This window comes from Paractinoplanes durhamensis (genome assembly GCF_016862175.1).
Lineage (GTDB): Bacteria > Actinomycetota > Actinomycetes > Mycobacteriales > Micromonosporaceae > Actinoplanes > Actinoplanes durhamensis.
In genome coordinates this window covers 21,130-43,958 of the sequence record NZ_BOML01000058.1, presented here as the reverse complement: position 1 = coordinate 43,958, position 22,829 = coordinate 21,130, and the positions used below count along the sequence as shown (strand labels likewise).

The window sequence follows — 22,829 nt, the reverse complement described above, 5'->3', positions numbered from 1 at the left end:
GAGAGGTCCATGTTCACGCCAACATCGCTCGGCTCGTTGGGGGAGCGAGCCGCCGTGCACCCTGTGCAAATTTATGCATATAAAAGGCGCCTTAAGCCCTCGCCAAGCGCTTGACGTTCATCTATGTGAACGTTCACTCTAGCCGTAACACCCCGGAAATGTCAGCGGCGAAAGGCGAGTCTTATGGCGATCAAGAAGAAGGTGCTCACCGCACTTACCGCCCTGGTGGTGGCGGGCGGCACGGCGGTCGGGGTGGGCGCCGCCGAGGCGGCCACCTACCCCAACCCCGGCGTGGTCACCGGCAGCATCAACGTCCACGACCCCGGCATAGTGAAGAAGCCGGACGGTACGTACCTGATCGCGCACACCGGCAACAACATCGTGCTGAAGACATCGACCGACCGCACCGCGTTCAAGGACGCCGGGGTGGCCTTCCCGAGCGGGGCATCCTGGACGACGTCCTACACCGGGGGCAGCGCGAACCTGTGGGCGCCCGATATTTCGTACCGTAATGGGAAGTACTGGATGTACTACTCAGCGTCCACGTTCGGGTCGAACCACTCGGCGATCTTCCTGGCCACCAGCACCACCGGCGCGTCCGGCAGCTGGACCAACCAGGGCCTGGTCATCGAGTCGAAGACCAGCGACAACTTCAACGCGATCGACCCGAACCTCTACGTCGACCCGTCCGGCAACTGGTGGCTCAGCCTCGGCTCGTTCTGGACCGGGATCAAGCAGGTGCAGCTCAACGCGTCCACCGGCCTGCGGCTCAACACCACCATCCGCTCGCTGGCCGGCCGGGGCGGCGGCGCGATCGAGGCGCCGTTCCTGTTCCGGCACGGGTCGTACTACTACCTGTTCGTCTCCTTCGACACGTGCTGCCAGGGTGCGGCCAGCACCTACCGGATCATGGTGGGCCGCTCCACCAGCGTGAACGGGCCGTTCGTCGACAAGAACGGCACGGCGATGACCAGCAGCGGCGGCACCGAGATCCTGGCCGGGCACGGCAGCTATCACGGCCCCGGCGGGCAGTCGGTCTTCACCGACTCGGACGCGGACGTGCTCGTCTACCACTACTACGCCGACAACGGCGCCGCCCGGCTCGGCATCAACCTGCTCGGCTACGACTCGAGCGGCTGGCCGTACGTCTATTAGAGGCTTTGGGGTTGTGGCCCTCGGGCGTCGCCGGCGAGCACGAAGTCGTCGACGCCCAGCGGCTCGACCAGGCCGTCCTCCACCAGGCCCGCCAGGGCCCGGGCCCGCTGCACCTCGTCCTGCCACACCACGTCGAGGCGCTGGCGCGGCACCGGGCCGCTGGCGTGCCGCAGCACCTCCAGCAGGAGGCCGCGCACCTGCCGGTCGGTGCCCGCGTAGCGCTGCGGCTTGCGGCTCGGCCCGGCCGGCAGTTCCGCGCCGGTGGCCCGCCACGCGCAGACCGCCTCGAACGGGCACAGCGGACAGCGCGGCGCCCGCGCCGTGCAGACGATCGCCCCCAGCTCCATGAACGCGATGCTGGCCTTCGCGGCCCGCGCCCGGTCGAGCGGCAGGAGCTCCTCCATCGCGACCAGGTCGGCTGCGGTCGTCGCCGGCCCCGCGTCCGGCTTGCCCTCCACCGCCCGCGACACCACGCGCCGCACGTTCGTGTCGACCACCGGGTGTCGCTGCCCGTACGCGAACGTCGCGACCGCCCGCCCGGTGTACGTCCCCACACCCGGCAGCGCCAGCAGCTGGTCGAGGTCGGACGGCACGTCGCCGCCGTGCCGCTCCACCATCGCGACCGCGCAGGCGTGCAGGCGCATCGCCCGGCGGGGGTAGCCGAGCCGCCCCCACATCCGGATCGCCTCCGACGGCGGATCGGCGGCCAGGTCGGCGGGGGTGGGCCAGCGGGTCATCCAGGAGCGCCACGCGGGCTCCACCCGGACCACCGGGGTCTGCTGCAGCATCACCTCGCTGACCAGCACGCCCCAGGCGCTCGTGTCCGGCTGTCGCCAGGGAAGATCGCGGGCATTCCGGTCGAACCACGTGATGGCGTCGTCGGCAAGTGTCATGGCAGTGCCACTTTAGCCATGCCCTTCTGGCCCTCGCCTGCGATGCCGTCGTTCGGTGCGGCTGCGTGCCGCTCGGTGCAGGCGGTCATGGCAGGACATATCGTAGGCGGGTGCATGAGCTTGCCATCACCGTCATCGGCCCGGACCGGACCGGCATCGTCGCCGACGTGGCCGAGGCGCTCGCCGAAGTCGGCGCCAACCTGACCGACTCGACGATGACCCGCCTCCGCGGCCACTTCGCGATGACCCTGATCTGCACCGGGCCCACCGCGCCCGAGGCCGAGAAGGCCCTCGAGGCACTGGCCGGGGTGACCACGGCGGTGCGCCAGGTCGAGCCCGAGGCCTCGCCCGGCGATGACGGCGAGGCATGGGTGGTGAGCGTGCACGGCGCCGACCGCCTCGGCATCGTCGCGGCCGTGACCCGGGAAGTGGCCGGGGCCGGCGGCAACATCACCGACCTGAGCACCCGGCTGGTCGGCAGCCTCTATGTCCTCATCGCCGAGGCCGACCTGCCGGTCGGTGCCGGTGAGGAGCTGGCCCAGCATCTGGCGGTGGCCGCCTCCGAGTTGGGCGTCGAGGTGACTCTGCGCCGCGCCGAGTCGGAGATCCTGTGATTTCTCCGGAATTGCCGGAGGGGAAGATCCTTCCGGTCATCACCGCCCCGGCCTCGGTCCTCAGCACCGTCGGTGACGAAGTCGACCCGATAGACCCCGCGGTCATCCAGCTCGCCGCTGACCTGATCGCCACCATGAAGATCTCGCCGGGCTGCGTCGGGCTGGCCGCCCCGCAGGTCGGCATCGGCACTCAGATCTTCTGCGTCAATGTTGTCGGCCACCCCAAGGCGGTCACCACCCACGGGGCGTTCGCGCTGTGCAATGCCAAGATCATCGAGGCATCGCGCTGGAAGGCCGGCCGGGAAGGCTGCATGTCCGTCCCTGATCTCACCGGGGACGTGAAACGGGCCGGCCGGATCGTCGTCTCGGCCGTCCTGCCTGGCAGCGGCGAGGCCGTCACGATCACCACCGACGGCTTCGAAGCCCGCGCCCTGCAACACGAGATCGACCACTGCGCCGGCAAGCTTTTCCTCGATCGGGTCGCCGGAGCACACGCGATTTATCAGCGCAAGGTCTATCTCTAACGAGCGTTATCCGAGTACGTGTCGCATACCCGGCGCGTCGCGCCCATACCACCGGCCTGACGGGTTTACGGTGGCCCCATCATGCGAACGACGGTTGGTTCCCTCCCTCCCGCCGTCTACTGGCGGCGTCGTGCGGTCGTGCTGGGGGCAGTGCTGCTCGGCATCATCGTGCTGTTCGTTTCCTGCTCCGGCGGCGACAAGGACGACCAGCGCGGTAAGGGCGCGTCGTCGCCGTCCTCGCAGCTACCCACCCCGGCTCCGGCTTCTGACTCCGCGTCGCCTGAGCCGTCCTTCCTGGACGGTGTGCCTGGGGGGAATGGGCCTTCTCTGCCCGCGTTGGGCGACCTCGAGTCGAAGACCCCGGGCAATGATGGCGATTCTTCTTCGACTGATTCCGGCACCGGGACTGGGCAGAACACCAATGTCACCGCGCCGGCGGACGGCTCTTGTGCTGACACCGAGATGCAGGTCGTGCCCAGCTCTAATCCGACCACCTTCAAGCGTGGTTCTACCGTTGAGCTCAGCCTTACGGTGAAGAACACCGGGACCCGGACCTGCAGTCGGGATGTCGGGGCTGGGCCGCAGGAGCTTTATATCGACCAGGCCGCTTTCCAGTATTGGTCGTCTGACAAGTGCAGCACCGCCAAGGGCAGCGATGTTCGGCAGTTTGCTCCGGGTGAGGCTCGCACCTATGCGGTCAGCTGGAATGGGCGGCAGTCCAACACCTGCTCGGGGAACGCTCCGGCCGGGCCTACGCCGCCTCAGGGGAAGTTTGAGTTGCGGGCGCGGCTTGGGACGTTGCGCAGCGAGCCGATCACCCTGACCATCCAGCCCTGACCCCCTGCCTTCGACCCTTGACCCCGGGCCTCTGACCTCCGGCCTCTGAGCCCTGCCTCCGGGCTCTGGGTCTCCGACCTTCGCGGGCCTCGGCGTCGCTCACCGGCTTTGCGAATGGGGATGTTCGCTTCGCCTTTGGGGCTCTGCCCCATACCCCGGCCACGCGCTGCGGAGATCTCTCTGGCGGGGTGGCTTCGGGTTTGCTTGGGGTTGGGCTTTGGTTCGGGGCGGGGCTTGGGTGATCTCCTTGCGGCGGCACATGAGGCGATCACGCCGGCGGCCGACACGCAAGCACACCCCGCTTGCGCGCCGACCACCGGCGTGATTTGGCTTTTGTGCCGCCGCAAGGAGATCACCCAAGCCAAAAGCGGGGCTGGCTGAGCCCGTAAACCCGGGCCCACCGGTCCGGGCCCACCGGTCCGGGCCTACCGCTCCGGGGCCGCCGCTTCAGGCCCGCCGCTTCAGGCCCGCCGCTCCGGAGCCTGTTGGTCGGCGGGTGGGGCGTGGGTGGGTGGGCTATACGTAGCGTTCGAGGATTGAGGCCTCGGCCAGGCGGGACAAGCCCTCTCGTACTCCTCTTGCCCTTGCGTCTCCTACGCCGTCTACCGCCTGCAGGTCCTCTACCGTGGCGCCCAGCAGGCGCTGGAGGCTGCCGAAGTGGTCTACCAGGCGGTCTACGATCTGGGATGGCAAGCGGGGGACCTTGGCCAGCAGGCGGAAGCCTCGTGGGGAGACCGCTGCGTCCAAGGCGTCTGATGCGCCGGGGTAGCCGATGGCCTTTGCTACCGCTACCAGGTCGATCATCTCGGTGGCGGACAGCAGGTCCAGCTCCACCAAAGCCTCGTCCAGCGTTCGGGCCTTTCGGCCCGTTGGCAAGTAGTCGCGGATCACCAAGGTGCGGTCGGCGTCCACGCCGGCCATCAGCTCGTCCAGTTGTAGGGCCAGCAGGCGGCCGTCGGTGCCCAGCTCGACCACGTAGCCGGAGATTTCGTCGGCGATTCGGCGGACCATTTCCAGGCGCTGGACCACCGCCACGGCGTCACGCACAGTTACCAGGTCTTCGATCTCCAAGGCTGACAGGGTGCCGGAGACCTCGTCCAGCCTCAGCTTGTAGCGCTCCAGCGTTGCCAGCGCCTGGTTTGCCCGGGAGAGGATGGCGGCCGAGTCGTCCAGGACGTGGCGCTGGCCGTTCACGTACAGGCCGATGATGCGCATCGACTGGCTTACCGAGATCACCGGGAAGCCGGACTGTTTGGCCACGCGTTCGGCGGTGCGGTGTCTGGTGCCGGATTCCTCCGACGGGATGCCGGGGTCTGGCATCAGGTGGACGGCGGCTCGGACTATGCGGGTGCCGTCGCTGCTCATGACCACCGCGCCGTCCATCTTGCACAGCTCACGCAGGCGTGTTGCGGAGAACTCCACGTCCAGCGGGAAACCGCCGGTGCAGATGCTCTCCACCACGGCGTCGTGGCCCAGCACGATCAGGGCGCCGGTGCGGCCTCGGAGGATGCGCTCCAGGCCGTCTCTCAGGGCGGTGCCCGGGGCCATCAGCGCCAAGTTGGCGCGTAGCGGGTCGGCGCTCACGCCGCCGCCGGTGAGACCGGGGGCGGAAGAGGCTGTCGACGCGGCACGGTGCGCCGAACCGTTGACGCCCGGTCGGGGCGTCTGGTTGGCGGCGGGCTTGGAAGCATCGCGGTCGAGCGGCACCTGTACATTCTACGGACTGTCATCCAGGCCAACGAGCCGTGGTTCGATGAATGCTCCGTAGCGTGATGAAACGTCACTCTCGGTCATCCTGCCGACGCCCGTGCTGCGGCCTGTAATGCGGAGCGAAGGTCGGACACCTCGGTGACCCGCATGCCCTTGGGGGTGTTGCCGTCGGCGCCGGTCGAGCCGGGTGGGATCAGGGCCTCGCGGAAGCCCAGCCGGGCCGCCTCGGCCAGGCGGCGGCCGATCGCGCCGACCCGGCGGATCTCACCGGTCAGGCCGACCTCGCCGATCGCCACCAGGTGCGGGGCCATCGCCAGGTCGAGGCCGCCGGAAGCCACCGCCAGGGCCATCGCCAGGTCGGCGGACGGCTCGGTCAGGCGGATGCCGCCGACCGTGGCCGCGAAGACCTCGCGGTTGTAGAGCTTCAGCTGTTTGGTGCGCCGCTCCAGGACGGCCAGGACCATGGCCAGGCGGGCGCTGTCCAGCCCGGACACCGTGCGCCTCGGTGAGCCCTGCACCTCGGCGCCGATCAGGGCCTGCACCTCCGTCACCAGGGCGCGCCGGCCCTCCATGGCGACCGTGACGCAGGTGCCGGGGACGGGCTCCTGGTAGCGGGTGAGGAACAGGCCGGACGGGTCGGCGAGGCTGGTGATGCCGCCCTCGTGCATCTCGAAGCAGCCCACCTCGTCGGCGGCGCCGTAGCGGTTTTTCACGCCGCGGACCAGGCGCAGCGACGAGTGCTTGTCGCCCTCGAAGTGCAGGACCACGTCGACCAGGTGCTCGAGCACACGCGGGCCGGCGACCTGGCCGTCCTTGGTGACGTGGCCGACCAGGACGGTGGCGATGCCGCGCTCCTTGGCCACCCCGACCAGGGCGGCGGTGACCGCGCGGACCTGAGTGACGCCGCCGGGGACGCCCTCGGTGCCGGGGGCCGAGATGGTCTGCACCGAGTCGAGGATGAGCAGGCCGGGCTTCACCGAGTCGAGGTGGCCGAGCACCGCGCCCAGGTCGCTCTCCGACGCCAGGTAGAGCTTGTCGTGCAGGGCGCCGAGCCGCTCGGCGCGCAGGCGCACCTGACTCACCGACTCCTCACCGCTGACCACCAGCGACGGTGAGCCGGCTCCGGCCGCCCACTGCTGGGCCACGTCGAGCAGCAGTGTGGACTTACCCACACCGGGCTCGCCGGCCAGCAGGACCACCGCGCCGGGGACGAGACCGCCGCCCAGCACCCGGTCGAGCTCGCTGACGTTGGTCGGCACCGCCTTGGCGGGGGCCGCGCTGATCGTGGCGATCGGGCGGGCCGGCTCGGCCGGCATGCGGGAACTGACCACCCGGCCGGCGCCGAGCGGGGTGGTCACCGTGGACTCGATCACCGAGCCCCACTCGTTGCACTCGGGGCACCGGCCGAGCCATTTCGGCGGCTGGTGCCCGCAAGCGTCGCAGACGTAGCTGGGGCGGGCAGCCTTGGCGGTCGCGCGGGAGGTGGTCACCCGGTCAAGCTAGCCGGAGGGTATGACAATTACTCTTCGCTGTTCTCATTCTCGATGCCGGGCGCGCGCGAGGCCGGCGAGGTCGGGATGCCGAACGGCGCGGTCACCTGCAGCGGCTGGCTGCTGGTGCTCACCTGGATGGTGAGGGCCAGCGCGAAGCCGGGGCGAAGCTCGCCGCTCAGGCCCGACGCGACCAGCGACTCCTTGTCACCGGGCAGGAAGCGCACGCTGCTCAGCGGCTCGATCGTGAAGCGGGCCGCCTGCAGCGGGGCCTTGGTCGGGGTGGCCGGCGCCGACGGGGTGCCCGAGGCGTCCGCGGACGGCAGGCTCGGCTCGGGGGCGGCACTCGGCGTGGCCGAGGCGCCGCCGCTCACGCCGACCTGCTGGGCCGAGACGGTGCTCTCGCCGGCGTCCTGCTGCGGGCTGCTGCTGATCAGCACCGTGATCGCCTGCTGGGTCTGGTTGACCAGGCTCAGCTCGATCGGCGCGTCATCGCCCGCCGCGTAGCCGTCGACGCCGTTGTAGATCACCTGGAGGTTGCGGACGAGCAGGCCGCCGTCGGGGCTCTGGGTGTTGAGGCCGGCGACGGGCGCCTTCAGGATGGCGGTCTCGGCGACTTGGCCGGCCGAGCAGCCGGCCAGGGCGATCACGGCGACCATCGCGGCACCCGCGGCCTGAGCGACGCGGCGGGTTCCCAGCGAGCGCATCACGATCCTCCAAGTAATGACACCAATGGCGTGAAGCTCAGGCTATCGGTCCGAGATCCGGCTCGTGCGCCGACCCGTCCATTCACACCACCAGGCCAACTCAGGCTTCTTCACGACGGTGGAGATCACGCGGTCAGCCTGCGGAGAGCCGGTGGTCAAGGTCGGTCGTGAAGAAGCCTGACTACTGATCAGCAAAAGGACGTCGATCAGGGCCACCACGATCACCGCGCGGAACATGGCTGTCCGGCGTCCCGTGCCGCGCTTCATGCCGTACCAACCGAGCGGCAGGACCACGACGGCCGCCGCGGCGGCCGACCAGCCTGCCCACGACGGTGGCCCGGCCGGTCCGAAAACCAGCGTGAGAGTCGCGCTGAGCAGGAGAAACGCTGCGGCCGCGGCGGAGCCGGCGGCGCCCAGGCGGTGCGGCAGGCCATGGATGCCGGTGGCCGCGTCGTCGTCCAGGTCGGGCAGCACGTTCGCGAAGTGGGCGCCGCCGCCGAGCAGCGCGCCCGCCGCCACCAGCCAGGCCGGGGGCGCCGGATGACCGGGCAACGCGACGATCACGAACGCCGGGAGCAGCCCGAACGCCACCAGGTACGGCACGACCGAGAACACCGTGGACTTCAGCGGCCAGTCGTAGAGCAGGGCGAACACGGCGGCGACGGAGAGAAGCAGCGTCGGCCCGGGGCCGAACGGCAAGGCCAGGACGGGAACGGCGAGCGAGGCGATCAGTCCGGCGACGCCGACCGTACGCCGGGAGATCGCCCCCGCCGCGATCGGCTTGTCCCCGCGCCCGGCGACCCGGTCGCGCGGCGCGTCGAGCCAGTCGTTGACCCAGCCCACCGAGAGCTGGGTGGCCCCCACCGCCAGGAAGATCCCGGCGATCGCCCACCCACGGTGACCCGCGCCGACCGCCAGCAGCGTCATCGCGACGGTGACCGCGCCACCCGGCTCCGGATGCGACGCCTTGATCAGGGCGAGGGCGCGGTTCATGCGGCCAGTGTGGTGGTTGTGCCGGATGCGTGCCAGGCTCGATCACATGCGGTCGATCTCTCGTAACGATCCGCGACAGTACGACGACCTCGCCGACCAGTGGTGGCACCCGGGCGGCGGGTTCGAAATGCTGCACTGGCTCGCCGAGGCCCGGGCCGCGCTGATCCCGCCGGCCGCCCGGCCCGGCGCGGTGCTGGTCGACGCCGGCTGCGGCGGCGGGCTGATGGCCCCGCACGTGGCCGGCAAGGGCTACCGGCACGTCGGTGTCGATCTCGGCCGGACCGGCCTGCGACTGGCCGCCCAGCGCGGCGTGGAGCCGGTCAACGGCGACGTGGCGGCGCTGCCGCTGGCCTCCGGTGTGGCCGACGTGGTGGCGGCCGGCGAGATCCTCGAGCACGTCACCGATCTGCCCGGCACGGTCGCCGAGCTGTCCCGGGTGCTGCGCCCGGGCGGGCTCGTGGTGATCGACACGGTCAACGACAACGCGCTGAGTCGCTTCATCACGGTCACCGCGGGTGAGCGGCTGGGCTTCGCCCCGCCGGGGATTCACGATGCGTCACTGTTCGTGCGCCCGCGCCGGCTGATCGCCGAGTTCGCCCGCCACGGGGTCCGCCTCGACGTGCGCGGCGCCCGGCCGACGCTGGGCGGCCTGCTGCGGTGGCGGCTGCTGCGCGGGCGACCGACCCGCGGGCGGATCGTGCCGACCGGGCTGACCGCGGTGCTCTACCAGGGCACCGGCCGCAAGGACCGGGAGCGCTCATGACAGACCGGTCTGTTCGGGCGGATGGCGCCAAAACGGCTGGGCGTCGAGGCGCTCGGCGGTGATCCCGACTCGGAGGGGTTCGCCCCACGCTGGTAACAGGAGAGGACGACGTGGAGCGCAACGCGATCATCGCGGGGTTCGGCATCGCACTGCCACCCCGGGTGGAACAGCACGACGTCTGGGAGGGCTACTTCCAATTCCAGTACGCAGGTCCCCGCCGCGCCCTCGCCAAACGGATCTTCGACAACGCCGGGGTGTACACCCGGCACGCCGCGGTCAGCCCGATGCTGGAGGACGTCGCCGACTGGTCCACCGAGCGCCGGATGCGTCGCTACCAGGCCGAAGCCATCCCGCTCGGCAAGGAGGCGGTGACCCGGGCGATCACCGACGCGGGGCTTTCCGCAGATCAGGTGGGCCTGTTCGCGGTCTGCTCGTGCACCGGCTACGCCACCCCCGGCCTGGACATCCTGCTCGCCCGCGACCTGGGCATGGCGCCGGACGTGCAGCGGCTGTTCGTCGGCCACATGGGCTGCTACGCCGCGCTGCCCAGCCTGGGCACCGCCGCCGACTTCGTGGTGGCGCGGGGCCGGCCGGCGGTGCTGCTCTGCGCCGAACTCACCAGCCTGCATCTGCAGCCGCCCGCGGTGCGGGCGGACGTGCAGCAGATCGTCTCGCATGCGCTCTTCAGCGACGCGGCGGCAGCCGTCGTGGTCCGGCCGGGCGACGTTTCCGGGTACGCCGTCCGTGCCGTCGCTGCGGTCACCGACAGCTCGACCGCCGACTACATGACCTGGGAGGTCACCGACCGTGGCTTCCGGATGGGGTTGTCGCCGAAGGTGCCGGACGTGCTCGCCGTGCACGTCCGCGGTCTGGTCGAGGACCTGCTGGCCCGGCACGGCCTGACCATCGGCGACGTGGACGGCTGGGCCGTGCATCCGGGCGGCCCCAAGATTCTCGACGTGGTCGGCGAGCAGCTCGGCCTGGACGAGGACGCGCTGGCACCGTCCCGGGCGGTGCTCGCCGCGTACGGAAACTGCTCCTCACCCACCGTGCTGCTGGTGCTCGACGCCCTGCGCCGGCGGCCGTCGCCGCCGCGCCGCATCCTGATGCTGGCCTTCGGGCCGGGCCTCACCCTGTACGGGACGCTGCTCGAGGCCTCTACAGTCACTGCGTGATGAGCGACCGGGTGCGCGGAGTGGTGCTGTACGCGTGTGCGGCGCTGCTGCTCGCCGGCGGCGGGGTGTGGTGGTTCCGGGCCGCGCCGCGGAACGAGGTCGACCCGCGGATCGAGCGGTGGCGCGCCGAGGCCCAGCGCCTCCTGCCGGCCGCCGACGACCAGAGCACGGCCGACACGGTGCCGATGGCGGCCGGTGCCGAACGCCAGATGGAGACCGCGGTCGACACCGGGGAATACCTGGTCACGGTGGTCTGTGTCGGCGGGACGGGGAGTCAGGTGCGGGTGAGCCTCGGCGAGGCGGGCACCGACTCGGGACGCGGCGTGAACTGCGGCGGCGAGCTGGACAACTTCACCGTCGGCACGGCCGGGACGCTGCGGATGAACGTCTCGGTGAACGACGTGGGGCCGGTCATCTTCCGCTACTCGCTGCTCCTGCAGCCCAGCTAGAGGGCTTCGCCAGCCCAGCTAGAGGCGGGCCAGGTCGGGGCGGAACGTCTCGACCGAGGCGGTGCGGGCGTCGGTGCGGATGATCTCGCCGCCGCGGCTGACCAGCAGGGCCGCCGCGGTGCCGTCGGGGGCGGCGAGCTTGAGCTGCTCGCGCACGTTGCCGGACGGGTCGTGCAGGACCCGCACGGCCTTGCCCTGGGCCTGCGGGGTGGCGCCGGTGGGCGGGATCGTGCCGGCCGAGGCGGTGAACATGCCGGAGACGGTGATCACGGCGATCTCCGGGCGGACCGCGTCGATGGTGTCGGCCACCAGGGCGGCGCAGTCGCAGCCGTCGATCAGCAGGATGACCGCGGGCAGCTCCTGGCGCAGCGAAACGGCCTGGCCGTCCGCGTTGACCAGCTCGAGGGCGGGCAGCGCGGTAGGGCGGGTCGTGGTGGTGCTCGCGGTGCGCTGGGTGGCCGGCTGCCGGGCCGGGCCGGGCCAGGCCGAGGCGAACAGGCTGGCGACGGTGACCAGCACCGCCATCGAGATGATCAGCACCGGGGCGCGGACCGCGCCGTTGGCGATCTTGCGGAGGGCGCGCAGGAGCGGGTGGTCGGCGAAGTGGGACTGGGTCTTGGCCTCACGCAGCTCGGCGCGGACGGCCTCGACCTCGTCGGAGAGCTCGGACAGATCGTCGGGAATGACGATCACGCCCCACTCCTCAGGGAAGTCGGGCAGGTCTTCGGGCGAACTGCCGTCTGACGACCATCCGCCGTTGTCGCTCGGACCAGCCATGCCTCACCCTCCCCCCTGGCCTGCGTTTCTTCGGTCGGGGACCTATCGTCCAGCCTCCCTTAAGCACGGCCCGACCGCCAGTAGTGCGCGCTTCCGGACCTTAGCGATAAGCTTGACCTCACAAACGCCGTAGGTGCGAAATATCCGACTCGCTGGGCATTGCGGTCACGGTTTCGTCACATAGCGTTACTGAGGCAGCTCGCGACGCTTCTGTCAAGCCGTAGAAAGGCCCGTCACAAGGCCCCTGAGCTGCACTAACAGTCACCGGCAGGGCGGGACATAGCTGCCTGAGCGTGTTACCCTAGACACAGCGAAAGGGGCTTCGAACCTATGGTTTTCAGTGTCGGCGAGACCGTTGTTTACCCCCACCACGGGGCCGCACTCATCGAGGCAATCGAGACTCGGGTCATCAAGGGCGAGGAAAAGCAGTATCTCGTTCTGCGGGTCGCCCAAGGTGATCTGACCGTTCGGGTGCCCGCTGAGAACGCCGAAATCGTCGGCGTGCGCGAAGTGGTTGGCGAGGAAGGCCTGGGGAAGGTCTTCGACGTCCTCCGCGCTCCGCACACCGAGGAGCCGACCAACTGGTCGCGGCGTTACAAGGCCAATCTCGAGAAGCTGGCTTCGGGTAACCCCCTCAAGGTTGCCGAGGTTGTTCGTGACCTCTGGCGTCGCGAGCGCGAGCGCGGTCTCTCGGCCGGAGAGAAGCGCATGCTCGCCAAGGCCCGCGACATTCTGGTCGGCGAGGTTGCTCTCGCGGAGAAGAGCACCAAGGACGAGGCCGAGGTTCTCCTCGACAAGGTCCTTACCGAGGCCTGATCAGCGCCTCAACAACAGAATCTCTGCACAGGACCGCGACGTGACCGCGCAGCTTAATGCTCGGGGTGACGTCGCGGTCCTTGTTCCGGCTGCGGGTGCGGGGCTTCGGCTCGGCCCGGGTGGGCCGAAGGCGCTGCGTCTGCTGGCCGGCGAGCCGCTGCTGGTGCACGCGATCCGGCGGGTCGCCGCCGCTCCCTCGGTGCGGGCGATCGTCGTTGCCGCTCCGGCCGCCGAGGTTTCGGCCGTTCGGGAGTTGCTCGCTCCCGTCGCGCCGGTGACGGTGGTGGCCGGTGGGGCCGAGCGCCAAGAATCTGTCTCGCTCGCCCTGGCGGCCGTGCCGGCCGGGGTCGGCATCGTGCTGGTGCACGACGCGGCCCGCGCTCTCACCCCGCCGGAGCTGATCGAGTCGGTGGCCGCCGCCGTTCGCGCCGGGCACCCCGCGGTGATCCCGGTCCTGCCGGTGGTCGACACGATCAAGGAGGTCCGGCCCGGGCGGGCCGAGCTTGAAGTCGTGCTCGGGACCGTTGACCGGGCCGTGTTGCGGAGTGTGCAGACGCCGCAGGGGTTTCGGTATGACGTGCTGGTGGCCGCGCATGCGGCCGCGGCCGATCCACTCACCGATGACGCGGGGCTGGTCGAGAAGGCGGGGCTGCCGGTCGCCTGCGTTCCCGGCTCCGAGCTCGCCATGAAGATCACGCGGCCGATGGACCTGATCCTGGCCGAGGCGTTGCTGCACGTATCGTGATCGGGTGATCAATCAGCGGGTCGGCATCGGCACCGATGTGCACGCGTTCGCGCCGGGGCAGCCGTGCTGGGTGGCCGGGCTGTTGTGGCCCGATGAGGTCGGGCTGGACGGGCACTCCGACGCCGACGTGGCCGCGCACGCCGCCTGCGACGCGCTCTTCAGCGCGGCCGGGCTCGGCGACCTGGGCAGCAACTTCGGCACCAGCCGGCCCGAGTGGGCCGGCGCTTCCGGGGTCGCTCTGCTGACCGAGACCGTGCGCATCCTGCGGGCCGCGTCGTTCGAGGTGGTCAACGTCTCGGTCCAGGTGATCGGCAACCACCCGAAGATCGGCACCCGCCGCGCGGAGGCCCAGCAGGTCCTCTCCGCCGCGGTCGGCGCCCCGGTCACCGTCTCCGGCACCACCACCGACGGCCTCGGCCTGACCGGCCGGGGCGAGGGCCTCGCCGCGATGGCGGTCGCCCTGGTCACAGCTCCCTGACGCGGGCATCGAACGAGCGCAGCCGCAGGCCGGCAGCGGGTGTCGGCGAATTCGGGCGGCCACGCTGCTGAGGTGCCGGCGGGGATCCGCGTTGACTGGCCAGGCGCGATCGAGGATCGACCCGCGCCTGCCTCTCGCGCTTGAAGCCACCGTCGCGCTCCGGCCGTCGCGGTCGCAGCGAGTGGGCGAGGTTCGGGCCCTGCGGTCGTGACCTGCGGCGTAGCGGGTGGGCAGCACGCCGAAGGCGGGAGCCTTTGGCTGCGCAGCCGCTTTGGGGTGCAGGGTGGCCGTGCGGGCGCAACGGCTTGGACCGACGACGGTGGTCGCCCTGAGCGGGCGGGGAGTGTTGGTCGAGCGTACTTAAAAAGGGTTGTCGGTCTTCGGGTTGGGGTGGGGGATGATCTCGGGATGAGTGTGGGATTGCCGGAGACGGTGCGGCGGCTTGTTGATGGGAACACGTTTGTCGTGTTGAGCACGGTCAATGGGGATGGGAGTGTTCAGTCGACCGTTGTTTGGGTCAAGCGGGACGGGGACGATCTTTTGTTCTCGACTATTCGGGGGCGGGTCAAGACTCGGAACATGGAGCGGGATCCGCGGGTTTCGCTGTGTGCTTATGACCCGGCCAACCCTTATGTCTACTTCACCGTTGAGGGGACCGTGGGGCTTGATGAAGCGGGTGGGGACGCGCTCATCGACGAGTTGAGCCGGAAGTATGACGGGAAAGCCTGGACACCTACGCCTGATGCGGTGCGGGTCGTGTGCCGGGTTACGCCTTCGCGGGTGATCTCGCGGTAGACCCCGGGCCGCGATGCGTGCGGGCAGCGCCTACGCTCGACGCGTGGGTGCTCCCCTGGATCCTGAGACCACGCCGGAGGAGTACCGGCAGCGGGCCTTGCTGCTCGCTGATCTCGGGCGCTATGACGAAGCCGCGGACGAGATCGCGTCCGGGTTGAGCTCGGCGCCCGGTGAGGCCACTCTGCTGGCCACTCTTGCTCGGATTCATCTTGCTGCGGAGCAACCCGCGGAGGCGCTGTCGGCGGCCGAGCGGGCCGTCGCCGCGGCGCCGGACGCGCTGGTCACGCTGGTGGTGCGGGCGATGGCGCTCAGCGACTCGCGGCGTTATGGCGAGGCTGCCCGGGTGGCCTCCGACATTCTCCGGCGGTGGCCGGCCGATGCCTATGCGCAGCGGACCGGGGCGGCGCTGCTCAGTGAGTCGCGCAATGGGCAAGAGGCGCTCAATGCCGCCTGGAACGGGGTCCGGGTCGCGCCGGCCGAGGCCGAGGCCCACCTCGTGCTGGCCGTTGTCGCCGCTCGGCTGCGGCTCTTCGATCTCGCGCAGCGTGCCTACGCCGAAGCGCTTGATCTTGATCCGGCGATCGGGGAAGCGCAGAACGACGTCGGGATCGTCCGGTTCGAGCGGCGGCGGTGGGCGCTCGCCCTCGAAGAACTGGCGGATGACGCCAGCCTGCCGGTTCCGTCGGATGACGACTCGCCCTACCCGACTCCCTTCCCGCGGCCCTATCCGGCGCCCGATCGGCCCGATCAGGACCAACCGCCGGAGCACACCTCGGCCAGCTGGACCGGGCAGCCCGCGGTCAGCAAGCCGCGTAAGCCGGTGCTCGACCTGTCGTCGGACGTGGCCGACGCGGTTCGGCGCGGGGCGCAGGTGGGTGCGCAGAGCACGCTCGTCGCGGCCGTTGTCGCGGGCGGGATGATGCTGGTCAGCGAAGGCATCTCGCGGATGTGGGCGGGACTGATCGGGGTGATCATCCTGGGTGGGGTGATCATCTGGCTCAATCGGATCGTGCCGGGGCGGCTGGGTCCGGCGCTTGCGCAGCTGCGGGCCGGGGATCGGCCGCTGGCGGCGGCCGCCTATCTGAGCTTTGCGGCTCCGCTGCTGTTGCCGGTCTATGCGGCGGTCGGCGGGGTCATTCCGCTGATCGCCGGGATGGTGCTGGCGGCGGCGTCGTTCATGCTGATCCTGACCCGACGCTGACAATTTCGGCCCGGCCGGCGCTGAACATAGGGAAGGCGCCGGCTCGGAGGGGTGGGCCTCCGGGCCGGCGCCATCGTTCGCGGGGCGCAGGTTATGCGGCCCCGGCGTCTTCGAGCGCTGTCGCGTTGCGGTCCAGCGCGGCGGGAACGGGCGTGCGGTCGTGCAGGGCCGCACGCAGCCGGGGCTCGGCTGCCGTGTGGCCCATCGCATCCAACGCCAGCAGGGCGGCTCCGGTTACCGGTGGGGTACCCAGGACGGTGACCTCGACCAGGGGAGCCTGGCGGTGGGCGCCGGCCAGCACCTGATCGTGCAGCTGCGGGTGGCGGGCTCGCAGGATGCCGCCGCCGAGGACCAGGGCGTGCGGGCGATCCAGCAGGGACAGGCGGTCGGCGGCCACCCGGTGCTGGGCCAGGATCTCCTCGGCCTGGCGGTCGATCAGGGCCGAGGCCACCTCGTCGCCGGTCGCGGCCACCTCGAACAGCAGGAACGACAGCTCGCGGATGCGGTCCATCGGGAGGTCGCCCAGGTGCAGGGCGATGCTCACCGCCTCCACCGTGGGCCGGCCGAAGTGGGCGGCCACCGCGGGGGACAGGGCGGTCGGGCGGCCGCGGCCGTCCTCGCCGCGGACCGCCTCGCGCAGGGCGTGGTCGGCCAGGTCGTGACCGCCGCCCCAATCGCCGGAGATCGGGCCGAGGGCGGGGAAGCGGGCGGTGCGGCCGTCGGCGGCGCGGCCTACGCAGTTCGTGCCGGCGCCGCACACCACCGTTACCGCGTCGGGGGTGGCGGTGCCCGCCCGGAGCAGGGCGAAGCAGTCGTTGTCCACGATGGTGTGCCCGGCCCAGGCCTCGGCGGCGATCGCCTGGTGCAGGCGGGTCACCTCGATCGGCAGGTCGGCGCCGGCCAGGTAGACGGCGATGGTCTCGACCGGAGTGCCGATCGGCAGGCCGGCCTCGGTGCGGACGGCAGTGATCAGCCGGCCCAGCACGTCGATGGTGCCGGGCAGGCCGATGTTGTGCGGGGACGACGTTCCGCCCCGGACGAAGCCCAGGACCTGGCCCTCGGCGTCGCCGAGTACCACGTCGGTCTTGGAGTTGCCGCCGTCGACCGCCAGATAGAGCGCTCTCATGACGCCCACGCGAGGTGCTGTCGGCCGGCCGCGATGAGCTTGTCGGCCAGGGCGTCCGCGTAGTCGTGCTGGCCGACCAGCGGGTGGGCGAGCAGGGCACGGTAGACGCGGTGGCGGCCACCGCGCAGGGCGGCGTCGAGCGCGAGTTCCTCGTACCCCCAGACGTGGGTGATGAGGCCGGACAGGTCGGGCGGCAACGGGGTGACCGGCAGCGGAGCCGGGCCTTCGAGGCCCGCTCGGGCCGAGACCTCGATGACCGCGTCGGCCGGGAGGAACGGCAGGGTGCCGTTGTTGCGCACGTTGACCGAATGGACCGCGTTGTCGTCCAGGCCGTGCAGGGAAGCGATCAGGCCGACGGCGGCCTCGGAGTAGTAGGCCCCGCCGCGTTCGCCGAGGAGGGCCGGCTTTTCGACGAGGGTGACGTCGCGGTACATGTCGAGGAGGATCGCCTCGATCTCGGCTACCCGTTGTCCGCGGGTCTGTGTCCCTTTTGCTTCCCGGACATGCTTGTCATGACCGTAGAAATAGGACAAATAGTAGGAGGGCACGTTGCCTAACGTCGTGAGAACCGATGGCGCGATGTCCACCTCGTCCGAAATCTCGGATAAATGCTGTTGAAGCAGGGCGGGGAGGCGGTCGACGCCGTCCACATAGGCTGCTCGCTCCCAGGTCAGGTGGTTCAGGCCGACGTGGTCCAAGGTCACCGCGGACGGGTCCACGCCCAGGTAGCCGGCGAAGCGGCGCTGGAAGCCGATCGCCACGTTGCACAGGCCGACCGCCTTGTGGCCGGCGTCGAGCAGGGCGCGGGTGACGATGCCGACCGGGTTGGTGAAGTCGACGATCCATGCGCCGGGCTTGGCGCGCCGCCGGATCCGGTCGGCCACGTCCAGCACGACCGGCACCGTGCGCAGCGCCTTGGCCAGGCCGCCGGCCCCGGTCGTCTCCTGGCCGACGCAGCCGCACTCGAGCGGGAACGTCTCGTCGGTGATCCGGGCCTGCTGGCCGCCGACCCGCAGCTGGATCACCGCGGCGTCGGCGTCGGTGACCCCGGCGTCCAGATCGGTCGTCCAGGTGACCTTGCCGGGGTGTCCCTGAGCGGCGAAGATCCGGGCCGCGAAGGCGCCGACGATCTCCAATCGATCCTGCAAAGGGTCAATCAGGACCAGCTCGTCGACCATCGAGCCGAGCCGCGCGAAGCCGTCGACCAGCTCCGGCGTATAGGTCGACCCGCCCCCGATAACTGCGATTTTCACCCTTTACTCCACTATCCCTTGAAGCCAGTCAGCGTGATGCCCTGCACGAACGCGCGCTGGGCGAAGAAGAAGATGATGATCAGCGGAGCCATGGCCAGCACCGTCGCCGCCGTGACCAGATTCCAGTCGACGTGGTGGACCGTCCGGAACGACGCCAGCCCCAGCGTCAGGGTCCACGAATTCTCGTTCTCGCTCGTGTAGAGCAGTGGGCCGTAGTAGTCGTTCCAGCAGAAGAAGAACTGGAACAGGCCGGCCGCCGCGATGCCCGGCCGGGCCATCGGCAGCACCACCCGCAGCAGCGTGCGCCACTCACCGCAGCCGTCCACCCGGGCCGCGTCCAGATACTCCGACGGGATGGTCAGCAGGAACTGGCGCAGCAGGAAGATGGTGAACGCGTCGCCGAACAGCGCCGGGATGATCAGCGGCGCGAGCGATCCGGTCAGGCCGTAGCGGGCCCACATCAGGTAGAGCGGGACGGTCACCACCTGCGGCGGCAACATCATCACGCAGATGATGGTCAGGAACAGCGCGTTCTGCCCGCGGAACTTCAGCTTCGCCAGGGCGTACGCGGCGGGCACGCTCGACAACAGGGTGAGCAGCGTGACCGACACCGCGTAGATGACGGTGTTGAGCAGGTAGCGCGGCAGCGGCGTCGACTGGAAGACCTTGACGTAGTTCTCCGGATGCCAGGTGTTCGGCCAGTAGTCGCTCGTCAGCGCCTGGCTGCTGGTCATCAGCGAGAGCAGCACGAGGTAGACGACCGGGGTCAGGAACATGATGACCAGGACGATCGCGATGCTGTGCCGGGCGATCCAGGCCAGGGTGATTTGTCGCTGTCGAGGGCGGTCCGGCGTGATGGGGGTAAGCGGGTCCGCTTCGAGAAGAGCCGCCGTCATGATTCCTCCCCGGAGAAGGCCTTGGCCCGGCGCATCAGGATCACGGTGACCGAGAACGCGACCGCGAACAGCAGGATCGCGAGGGCGTTCGCGTAGCCGAGCGCGTTGTACCGGAACCCGACCGTGTAGAGCCACAGTGGATAGGTGAAGGTCGAGCCCTCGGGGTAGCCGAAGCTCTGCGATATCCCGGCCCCGACGGTGGCCTGCCCACTGGCGATCGAGCCGGCCACCGCCGCCTGGTCGAAGTACTGCAACGTGTAGATCACGCCGGTGACCGCGGCGAACAGGATCACCGGCTGGATCGTCGGCAGGGTGATCGACCGGAACTTGTGCCAGGCGTTCGCGCCGTCCAGCGACGCGGCTTCGTAGAGGCTCTCCGGAACGCCCAGCACCGCGGCCAGGAAGATCACCATCAGGTCGCCGATGGCCCACAGGCCGAGCAGGACCAGTGAGGGTTTGGCCCAGGTCGGCGAGTTGAACCAGAGCGGACCGGCGATGCCGATCTTCTCCAGGAAGTGGTCGACCGGGCCGGTGCCCGGCTTGAGAAGGTAGACGAACGCGATGGTGGCGGCCACCGGCGGCACCAGGGCCGGCAGGTAGAACACCGTCCGGAAGAAGCTCGCGCCCCGCCGCAGCTGGGTGAGCAGCATCGACAGGCCGATCGCCCCGATGATCCGGGCCGGGACGAAGACCACCACCATCCACAGCGTGTTCCGGATGGCCTGGAGCAGGAACGGGTCGTCCGCCATCCGCTGGTAGTTGTCCAGCCCCACCCACTGCGGCACGGAGAGCAGGTCGAACTTCGTGAAGGAGAAGTAGACCGCCGAGACCAGGGGGTAGAGGAAGAACACCGCGATGCCGATCAACGCGGGCGCCAGGAACGACAGCGTCGTCAGGTTTTTGCGGAGGCGAACGGCCGTCATGGGGTCAGCCGCCCAGCTGCATGACGCTGTTGATCTGCTTGTCCGCGTCGGTCAGGCCGGAGTTCAGGTCTTTCACCTTGCCGGCCTGGTAGTCGTTCAGGAACTTGCCGAAGGTCTCCTGGTAGGCCGGGCCGGACGAGGACGGCGGCGTGGTCACCGAGTTCGGGCTGTTGAAGATGTCGATGAAGGCCTTGAAGTCGGCGTCCGCGTTCAGCGTCGGGTCGGCGATCGACTTCGTCGTGGTCGGCACGTTCTTGAGCAGCCCGGCCAGCTTGGTGACGGCGGCGTCATCGGTGGTCAGGTATTTGATCAGCTCCCAGGCGGCCTCGGGGTTCTTGGCGTTCTTGCTGATCCCGAGGATGTTGCCGGTGACGTACCCACCGCCGTAGCGGGCCGGGTCGGCGGTCGGGAGCGGAGCCACGCCGTACTTCAAGGTGGGGGTCTGGTCCTTGAGGAAGGCCAGGCGGTACTCGGCGTCGATGTTGATCGCCACCTGGCCCTTCTGGAACGCGTTGTCCGCGCTGAACTCGTCGCCGAGCGAGGCCTTGAACTTGGTGAGGTTGGCGTAGCCGTACCAGTCGACGAGGTTCTTCTGCCAGGTGAGCAGGGTCTTCCAGTTCGGGTCGGTGCCGACCGCCGACTTGCCGTCGTCGGTCAGCCACTTGGCGCCGGTGGCCGGGGCGAGGTGCGCGGCGGCGTTCTCGTAGAAGTCGTAGAGCGGCAGGAAACCGACCGTCTTGAGGGACCCGTCGGCGTTGCGCACGGTGAGCTTCTTGGCGTCCTCGGTCAGCTCGTCGAGGGTCTTCGGCGGCGTGGTGATCCCGGCCTTGGCGAACAGGTCCTTGTTGTAGAACATCCCGTACGCGTCGGCCAGGAACGGCATCGCGCACCGCTTGCCGTCGAACTCGGTGTACTGCCGGGTGGTGGCGTTCAGCTGGTTCAGGTCCACTTTGTCGCGGCTGATGTACGGGGTGAGATCCACCCACGCCCCGGACGAGCAGAACTTGCCGACGATGTCGGTGGAGTAGGAGAGGCCGATGTCCGGCCCGTTGCCCGCCCCGATCGCCTGGGTGACCTTGGAGTCGTCCTGCCCGGACTTCACGGTGACCTTGATGTTGGGGTGCGACGCCTCGAAGTCCTTGATCACCGTGTCGATGGCCTCGGCCTCGCGCTCGGTGAAGAAGTGCCACAGCTCGACGGTCCCGCTCGTCGAGGCGCCGGGCGCGGCGACCTTGTTCTCCTTCGGCGCGGGGGTGCAGGCGGCGGTCGTCAGCAGAGTCAGGGCGAAAAGGGCAGCAGGTATCCGTTTGTTCACTTTCGGCCTCTCAAAGAAACGTCAGCTGTCGCGGATTGAGGTGATGAGCGCTTCCCGGACCACGGCGAGGCCGGCATCGAGCGCGCCGAGCAGCACCGCGTCGTCGTCGATGGTGGTGACCGCGATCGAGCTCTCCAGCGGCGCGGCCCGGCGGACCGCGGTGTTCACCGCGGACAGCAGCGTCTCGCCACCGGCCTGGGCGATCGGCCCGGCCAGCACCACCAGATAGGGATCGAGCACGGCGATCACCGCGGCCAGCCCGACCGCGACGCGATCGGCCAGCGTGGTGAGGAACTCGCCGGGTGCGCCGGCGGCGGCCCGCACCACCTCGGCGGGGGTGCCGCCGGTGATGCCGTTGTCCCGGGCCAGTTCCATGATCGCGGCGCCACCGAAGAGGTCCTGCAGGTCGAGCTTGCGATCGGTGTGCTCGGGTGAGTAGAGCGGCACGTAGCCGATCTCGCCGGCCCCGCCGCGGGCGCCGCGGATGAGCGCGCCGGCGATGTCGATGGCCAGGCCGAGACCGTCCTGACCCATCCAGAGCAGCGCGAACCCTTCGGCGTCGCGGGCGGTGCCGCGCTTGCGCTCGGCCACCGCGGCCAGGTTCACGTCGTTGTCGACGCCGACGTCGGTGCCGAGCGCGGCGGCGATCTCCGGCACCAGGCCGGTCCGGCCGAAGCCGGGCACGTCGACGTGCCGGATGGTCTGGGTGCGCGCGTCCCACGAGCCGGGCACACCGAGCTGCACGTGCCGGATGTGGTCGGCCGGGACGCCGGCCTCCGCGCGCAGCCGGGCGACCACGTCGACGAGCGCGACGGCGGGTTCGGTGGCGAGGAAGTCGATGCGCGACTCGAACCGGGCGCGGACGGCCCCGGTCAGGTCGCAGAGGGCGGCGGTCACCGACGGGGTTCCGCTGGTGCCGATGTCGCGGACGGAGACCGCGACCGTGTACGCCGCATCCGGGTTCGCCGCATAGATCTCGGCGTTCGGGCCCGGGCGGCCACTGTTGTGGCCCACCACATTGACCAGTCCGGCGTCGGTGAGCCGGCGCAGGACCTCGGAGATGGTCGGGGTGGACAGGGCGGTGAGCTTGCGCAAGTCGGAGCGGGTGAGCATCCCTGGGTCGAGCAGGTGCGCTAGAGCGGCGCTCTCGTTCATGGCGCGGAGCAGCTTGGACGAGCCGGCCAGACGCGTCAA

Annotated in this window: 24 protein-coding genes; 12 read left to right on the top strand and 12 right to left on the bottom strand. The window is 70.1% G+C overall.

Annotation, left to right across the window (positions count from 1 at the left end; all coding sequences use genetic code 11):
* Window positions 1–183: 183 nt before the first annotated feature.
* Window positions 184–1,155, top strand: a complete 972-nt coding sequence (locus Adu01nite_RS35630) for an arabinan endo-1,5-alpha-L-arabinosidase (protein ID WP_203733710.1) — start codon at window positions 184–186, stop codon at window positions 1,153–1,155.
* Here the strand turns inward: Adu01nite_RS35630 and Adu01nite_RS35625 are convergent.
* Window positions 1,152–2,048 carry an HhH-GPD family protein gene (locus Adu01nite_RS35625; protein WP_203733709.1) on the bottom strand — a complete coding sequence of 299 codons (897 nt, stop codon included), beginning with the start codon at window positions 2,046–2,048 and terminating at the stop codon, window positions 1,152–1,154. The two genes, Adu01nite_RS35630 and Adu01nite_RS35625, sit on opposite strands and share 4 nt — an antisense overlap.
* A gap of 110 nt (window positions 2,049–2,158) precedes the next feature.
* Between Adu01nite_RS35625 and Adu01nite_RS35620 the strand changes: the two genes are divergently transcribed.
* The 3 genes from Adu01nite_RS35620 to Adu01nite_RS35610 all read left to right on the top strand — a co-directional run bounded on the left by Adu01nite_RS35620 (window position 2,159) and on the right by Adu01nite_RS35610 (window position 4,023).
* Window positions 2,159–2,662: a glycine cleavage system transcriptional repressor gene (locus Adu01nite_RS35620; protein WP_203733708.1), complete on the top strand. Its 504-nt coding sequence runs from the start codon at window positions 2,159–2,161 to the stop codon at window positions 2,660–2,662.
* Window positions 2,659–3,186, top strand: coding sequence for a peptide deformylase (def, locus tag Adu01nite_RS35615; protein WP_203733707.1), 528 nt, complete (start codon window positions 2,659–2,661; stop codon window positions 3,184–3,186). Before Adu01nite_RS35620 ends, def begins: the two co-directional genes overlap by 4 nt.
* 81 nt (window positions 3,187–3,267) lie before the next feature.
* Complete coding sequence (locus tag Adu01nite_RS35610) at window positions 3,268–4,023, top strand: adhesin (protein WP_203733706.1); 756 nt, start codon at window positions 3,268–3,270, stop codon at window positions 4,021–4,023.
* Between the two features lie 516 nt (window positions 4,024–4,539).
* On the opposite strand, the gene disA is transcribed toward Adu01nite_RS35610, so the two are convergent.
* The 4 genes from disA to Adu01nite_RS35590 all read right to left on the bottom strand — a co-directional run bounded on the left by disA (window position 4,540) and on the right by Adu01nite_RS35590 (window position 8,923).
* Window positions 4,540–5,730, bottom strand: coding sequence for a DNA integrity scanning diadenylate cyclase DisA (gene disA, locus Adu01nite_RS35605; RefSeq protein WP_203733705.1), 1,191 nt, complete (start codon window positions 5,728–5,730; stop codon window positions 4,540–4,542).
* An 83-nt stretch (window positions 5,731–5,813) separates the two neighbouring features.
* A complete protein-coding gene (gene radA, locus Adu01nite_RS35600) occupies window positions 5,814–7,223 on the bottom strand; it encodes a DNA repair protein RadA (protein WP_203733704.1) in 1,410 nt (469 codons plus the stop codon).
* Window positions 7,224–7,252: 29 nt separating this feature from the next.
* Window positions 7,253–7,930, bottom strand: a complete 678-nt coding sequence (locus tag Adu01nite_RS35595; RefSeq protein WP_203733703.1) for a hypothetical protein — start codon at window positions 7,928–7,930, stop codon at window positions 7,253–7,255.
* 42 nt (window positions 7,931–7,972) lie between these two features.
* Window positions 7,973–8,923, bottom strand: a complete 951-nt coding sequence (locus Adu01nite_RS35590) for a UbiA family prenyltransferase (protein WP_203733702.1) — start codon at window positions 8,921–8,923, stop codon at window positions 7,973–7,975.
* Window positions 8,924–8,969: 46 nt separating this feature from the next.
* Between Adu01nite_RS35590 and Adu01nite_RS35585 the strand changes: the two genes are divergently transcribed.
* The 3 genes from Adu01nite_RS35585 (at window position 8,970) to Adu01nite_RS35575 (ending at window position 11,310) form a co-directional block, all read left to right on the top strand.
* Entirely contained in the window at window positions 8,970–9,686 is a 717-nt protein-coding gene (locus Adu01nite_RS35585) for a methyltransferase domain-containing protein (RefSeq protein ID WP_203733701.1), read from the top strand.
* A 110-nt stretch (window positions 9,687–9,796) separates the two neighbouring features.
* Entirely contained in the window at window positions 9,797–10,861 is a 1,065-nt protein-coding gene (locus Adu01nite_RS35580; protein ID WP_203733700.1) for a type III polyketide synthase, read from the top strand.
* Window positions 10,861–11,310, top strand: coding sequence for a DUF6023 family protein (locus Adu01nite_RS35575; RefSeq protein WP_239132970.1), 450 nt, complete (start codon window positions 10,861–10,863; stop codon window positions 11,308–11,310). Before Adu01nite_RS35580 ends, Adu01nite_RS35575 begins: the two co-directional genes overlap by 1 nt.
* Window positions 11,311–11,328: 18 nt before the next feature.
* Here the strand turns inward: Adu01nite_RS35575 and Adu01nite_RS35570 are convergent, their stop codons facing one another.
* Window positions 11,329–12,087, bottom strand: a complete 759-nt coding sequence (locus Adu01nite_RS35570; protein WP_203733698.1) for a hypothetical protein — start codon at window positions 12,085–12,087, stop codon at window positions 11,329–11,331.
* A 330-nt stretch (window positions 12,088–12,417) separates the two neighbouring features.
* On the opposite strand from Adu01nite_RS35570, the gene Adu01nite_RS35565 reads away from it, so the two are divergent.
* From Adu01nite_RS35565 to Adu01nite_RS35545, 5 genes are all read left to right on the top strand, one after another.
* Window positions 12,418–12,903: a CarD family transcriptional regulator gene (locus Adu01nite_RS35565; protein WP_030443670.1), complete on the top strand. Its 486-nt coding sequence runs from the start codon at window positions 12,418–12,420 to the stop codon at window positions 12,901–12,903.
* 40 nt (window positions 12,904–12,943) lie between these two features.
* Complete coding sequence (gene ispD / locus Adu01nite_RS35560) at window positions 12,944–13,648, top strand: 2-C-methyl-D-erythritol 4-phosphate cytidylyltransferase (protein ID WP_203733697.1); 705 nt, start codon at window positions 12,944–12,946, stop codon at window positions 13,646–13,648.
* 4 nt (window positions 13,649–13,652) lie between these two features.
* A complete protein-coding gene (gene ispF, locus Adu01nite_RS35555; RefSeq protein WP_203733696.1) occupies window positions 13,653–14,126 on the top strand; it encodes a 2-C-methyl-D-erythritol 2,4-cyclodiphosphate synthase in 474 nt (157 codons plus the stop codon).
* Between the two features lie 408 nt (window positions 14,127–14,534).
* On the top strand, window positions 14,535–14,921 hold the full coding sequence (locus Adu01nite_RS35550) for a PPOX class F420-dependent oxidoreductase (RefSeq protein WP_203733695.1): 387 nt from the start codon (window positions 14,535–14,537) through the stop codon (window positions 14,919–14,921).
* A gap of 43 nt (window positions 14,922–14,964) precedes the next feature.
* Entirely contained in the window at window positions 14,965–16,122 is a 1,158-nt protein-coding gene (locus tag Adu01nite_RS35545; RefSeq protein ID WP_203733694.1) for a tetratricopeptide repeat protein, read from the top strand.
* A gap of 91 nt (window positions 16,123–16,213) precedes the next feature.
* Here Adu01nite_RS35545 and Adu01nite_RS35540 read toward each other — a convergent pair whose 3' ends face one another.
* The 6 genes from Adu01nite_RS35540 to Adu01nite_RS35515 are packed head-to-tail and all read right to left on the bottom strand — an operon-like array spanning window position 16,214 to window position 22,829.
* On the bottom strand, window positions 16,214–17,248 hold the full coding sequence (locus Adu01nite_RS35540; protein ID WP_203733693.1) for an N-acetylglucosamine kinase: 1,035 nt from the start codon (window positions 17,246–17,248) through the stop codon (window positions 16,214–16,216).
* Window positions 17,245–18,501: a family 4 glycosyl hydrolase gene (locus Adu01nite_RS35535; RefSeq protein ID WP_203733692.1), complete on the bottom strand. Its 1,257-nt coding sequence runs from the start codon at window positions 18,499–18,501 to the stop codon at window positions 17,245–17,247. Before Adu01nite_RS35535 ends, Adu01nite_RS35540 begins: the two co-directional genes overlap by 4 nt.
* Window positions 18,502–18,512: 11 nt before the next feature.
* The gene (locus tag Adu01nite_RS35530) at window positions 18,513–19,397 is read right to left on the bottom strand and encodes a carbohydrate ABC transporter permease (protein WP_203733691.1); all 885 of its coding nucleotides are present in this window, start codon (window positions 19,395–19,397) and stop codon (window positions 18,513–18,515) included.
* Window positions 19,394–20,320 carry a carbohydrate ABC transporter permease gene (locus Adu01nite_RS35525; RefSeq protein ID WP_203733690.1) on the bottom strand — a complete coding sequence of 309 codons (927 nt, stop codon included), beginning with the start codon at window positions 20,318–20,320 and terminating at the stop codon, window positions 19,394–19,396. Before Adu01nite_RS35525 ends, Adu01nite_RS35530 begins: the two co-directional genes overlap by 4 nt.
* 4 nt (window positions 20,321–20,324) lie before the next feature.
* Window positions 20,325–21,635, bottom strand: coding sequence for an ABC transporter substrate-binding protein (locus Adu01nite_RS35520; protein ID WP_203733689.1), 1,311 nt, complete (start codon window positions 21,633–21,635; stop codon window positions 20,325–20,327).
* A 21-nt stretch (window positions 21,636–21,656) separates the two neighbouring features.
* On the bottom strand, window positions 21,657–22,829 hold the full coding sequence (locus Adu01nite_RS35515; RefSeq protein WP_203733688.1) for an ROK family transcriptional regulator: 1,173 nt from the start codon (window positions 22,827–22,829) through the stop codon (window positions 21,657–21,659).

Bases quoted from the DNA above. Each gene is read 5' to 3' on its own strand.
- Adu01nite_RS35525 (WP_203733690.1), bottom strand. From the start codon at position 20,320: ATGACGGCCGTTCGCCTCCGCAAAAACCTGACGACGCTGTCGTTCCTG.
- Adu01nite_RS35565 (WP_030443670.1), top strand. From the start codon at position 12,418: ATGGTTTTCAGTGTCGGCGAGACCGTTGTTTACCCCCACCACGGGGCC.
- Adu01nite_RS35540 (WP_203733693.1), bottom strand. From the start codon at position 17,248: ATGAGAGCGCTCTATCTGGCGGTCGACGGCGGCAACTCCAAGACCGAC.
- Adu01nite_RS35530 (WP_203733691.1), bottom strand. From the start codon at position 19,397: ATGACGGCGGCTCTTCTCGAAGCGGACCCGCTTACCCCCATCACGCCG.
- Adu01nite_RS35550 (WP_203733695.1), top strand. From the start codon at position 14,535: ATGAGTGTGGGATTGCCGGAGACGGTGCGGCGGCTTGTTGATGGGAAC.
- Adu01nite_RS35630 (WP_203733710.1), top strand. From the start codon at position 184: ATGGCGATCAAGAAGAAGGTGCTCACCGCACTTACCGCCCTGGTGGTG.
- Adu01nite_RS35610 (WP_203733706.1), top strand. From the start codon at position 3,268: ATGCGAACGACGGTTGGTTCCCTCCCTCCCGCCGTCTACTGGCGGCGT.
- Adu01nite_RS35585 (WP_203733701.1), top strand. From the start codon at position 8,970: ATGCGGTCGATCTCTCGTAACGATCCGCGACAGTACGACGACCTCGCC.
- Adu01nite_RS35625 (WP_203733709.1), bottom strand. From the start codon at position 2,048: ATGACACTTGCCGACGACGCCATCACGTGGTTCGACCGGAATGCCCGC.
- Adu01nite_RS35595 (WP_203733703.1), bottom strand. From the start codon at position 7,930: ATGCGCTCGCTGGGAACCCGCCGCGTCGCTCAGGCCGCGGGTGCCGCG.
- Adu01nite_RS35575 (WP_239132970.1), top strand. From the start codon at position 10,861: ATGAGCGACCGGGTGCGCGGAGTGGTGCTGTACGCGTGTGCGGCGCTG.
- Adu01nite_RS35590 (WP_203733702.1), bottom strand. From the start codon at position 8,923: ATGAACCGCGCCCTCGCCCTGATCAAGGCGTCGCATCCGGAGCCGGGT.
- Adu01nite_RS35570 (WP_203733698.1), bottom strand. From the start codon at position 12,087: ATGGCTGGTCCGAGCGACAACGGCGGATGGTCGTCAGACGGCAGTTCG.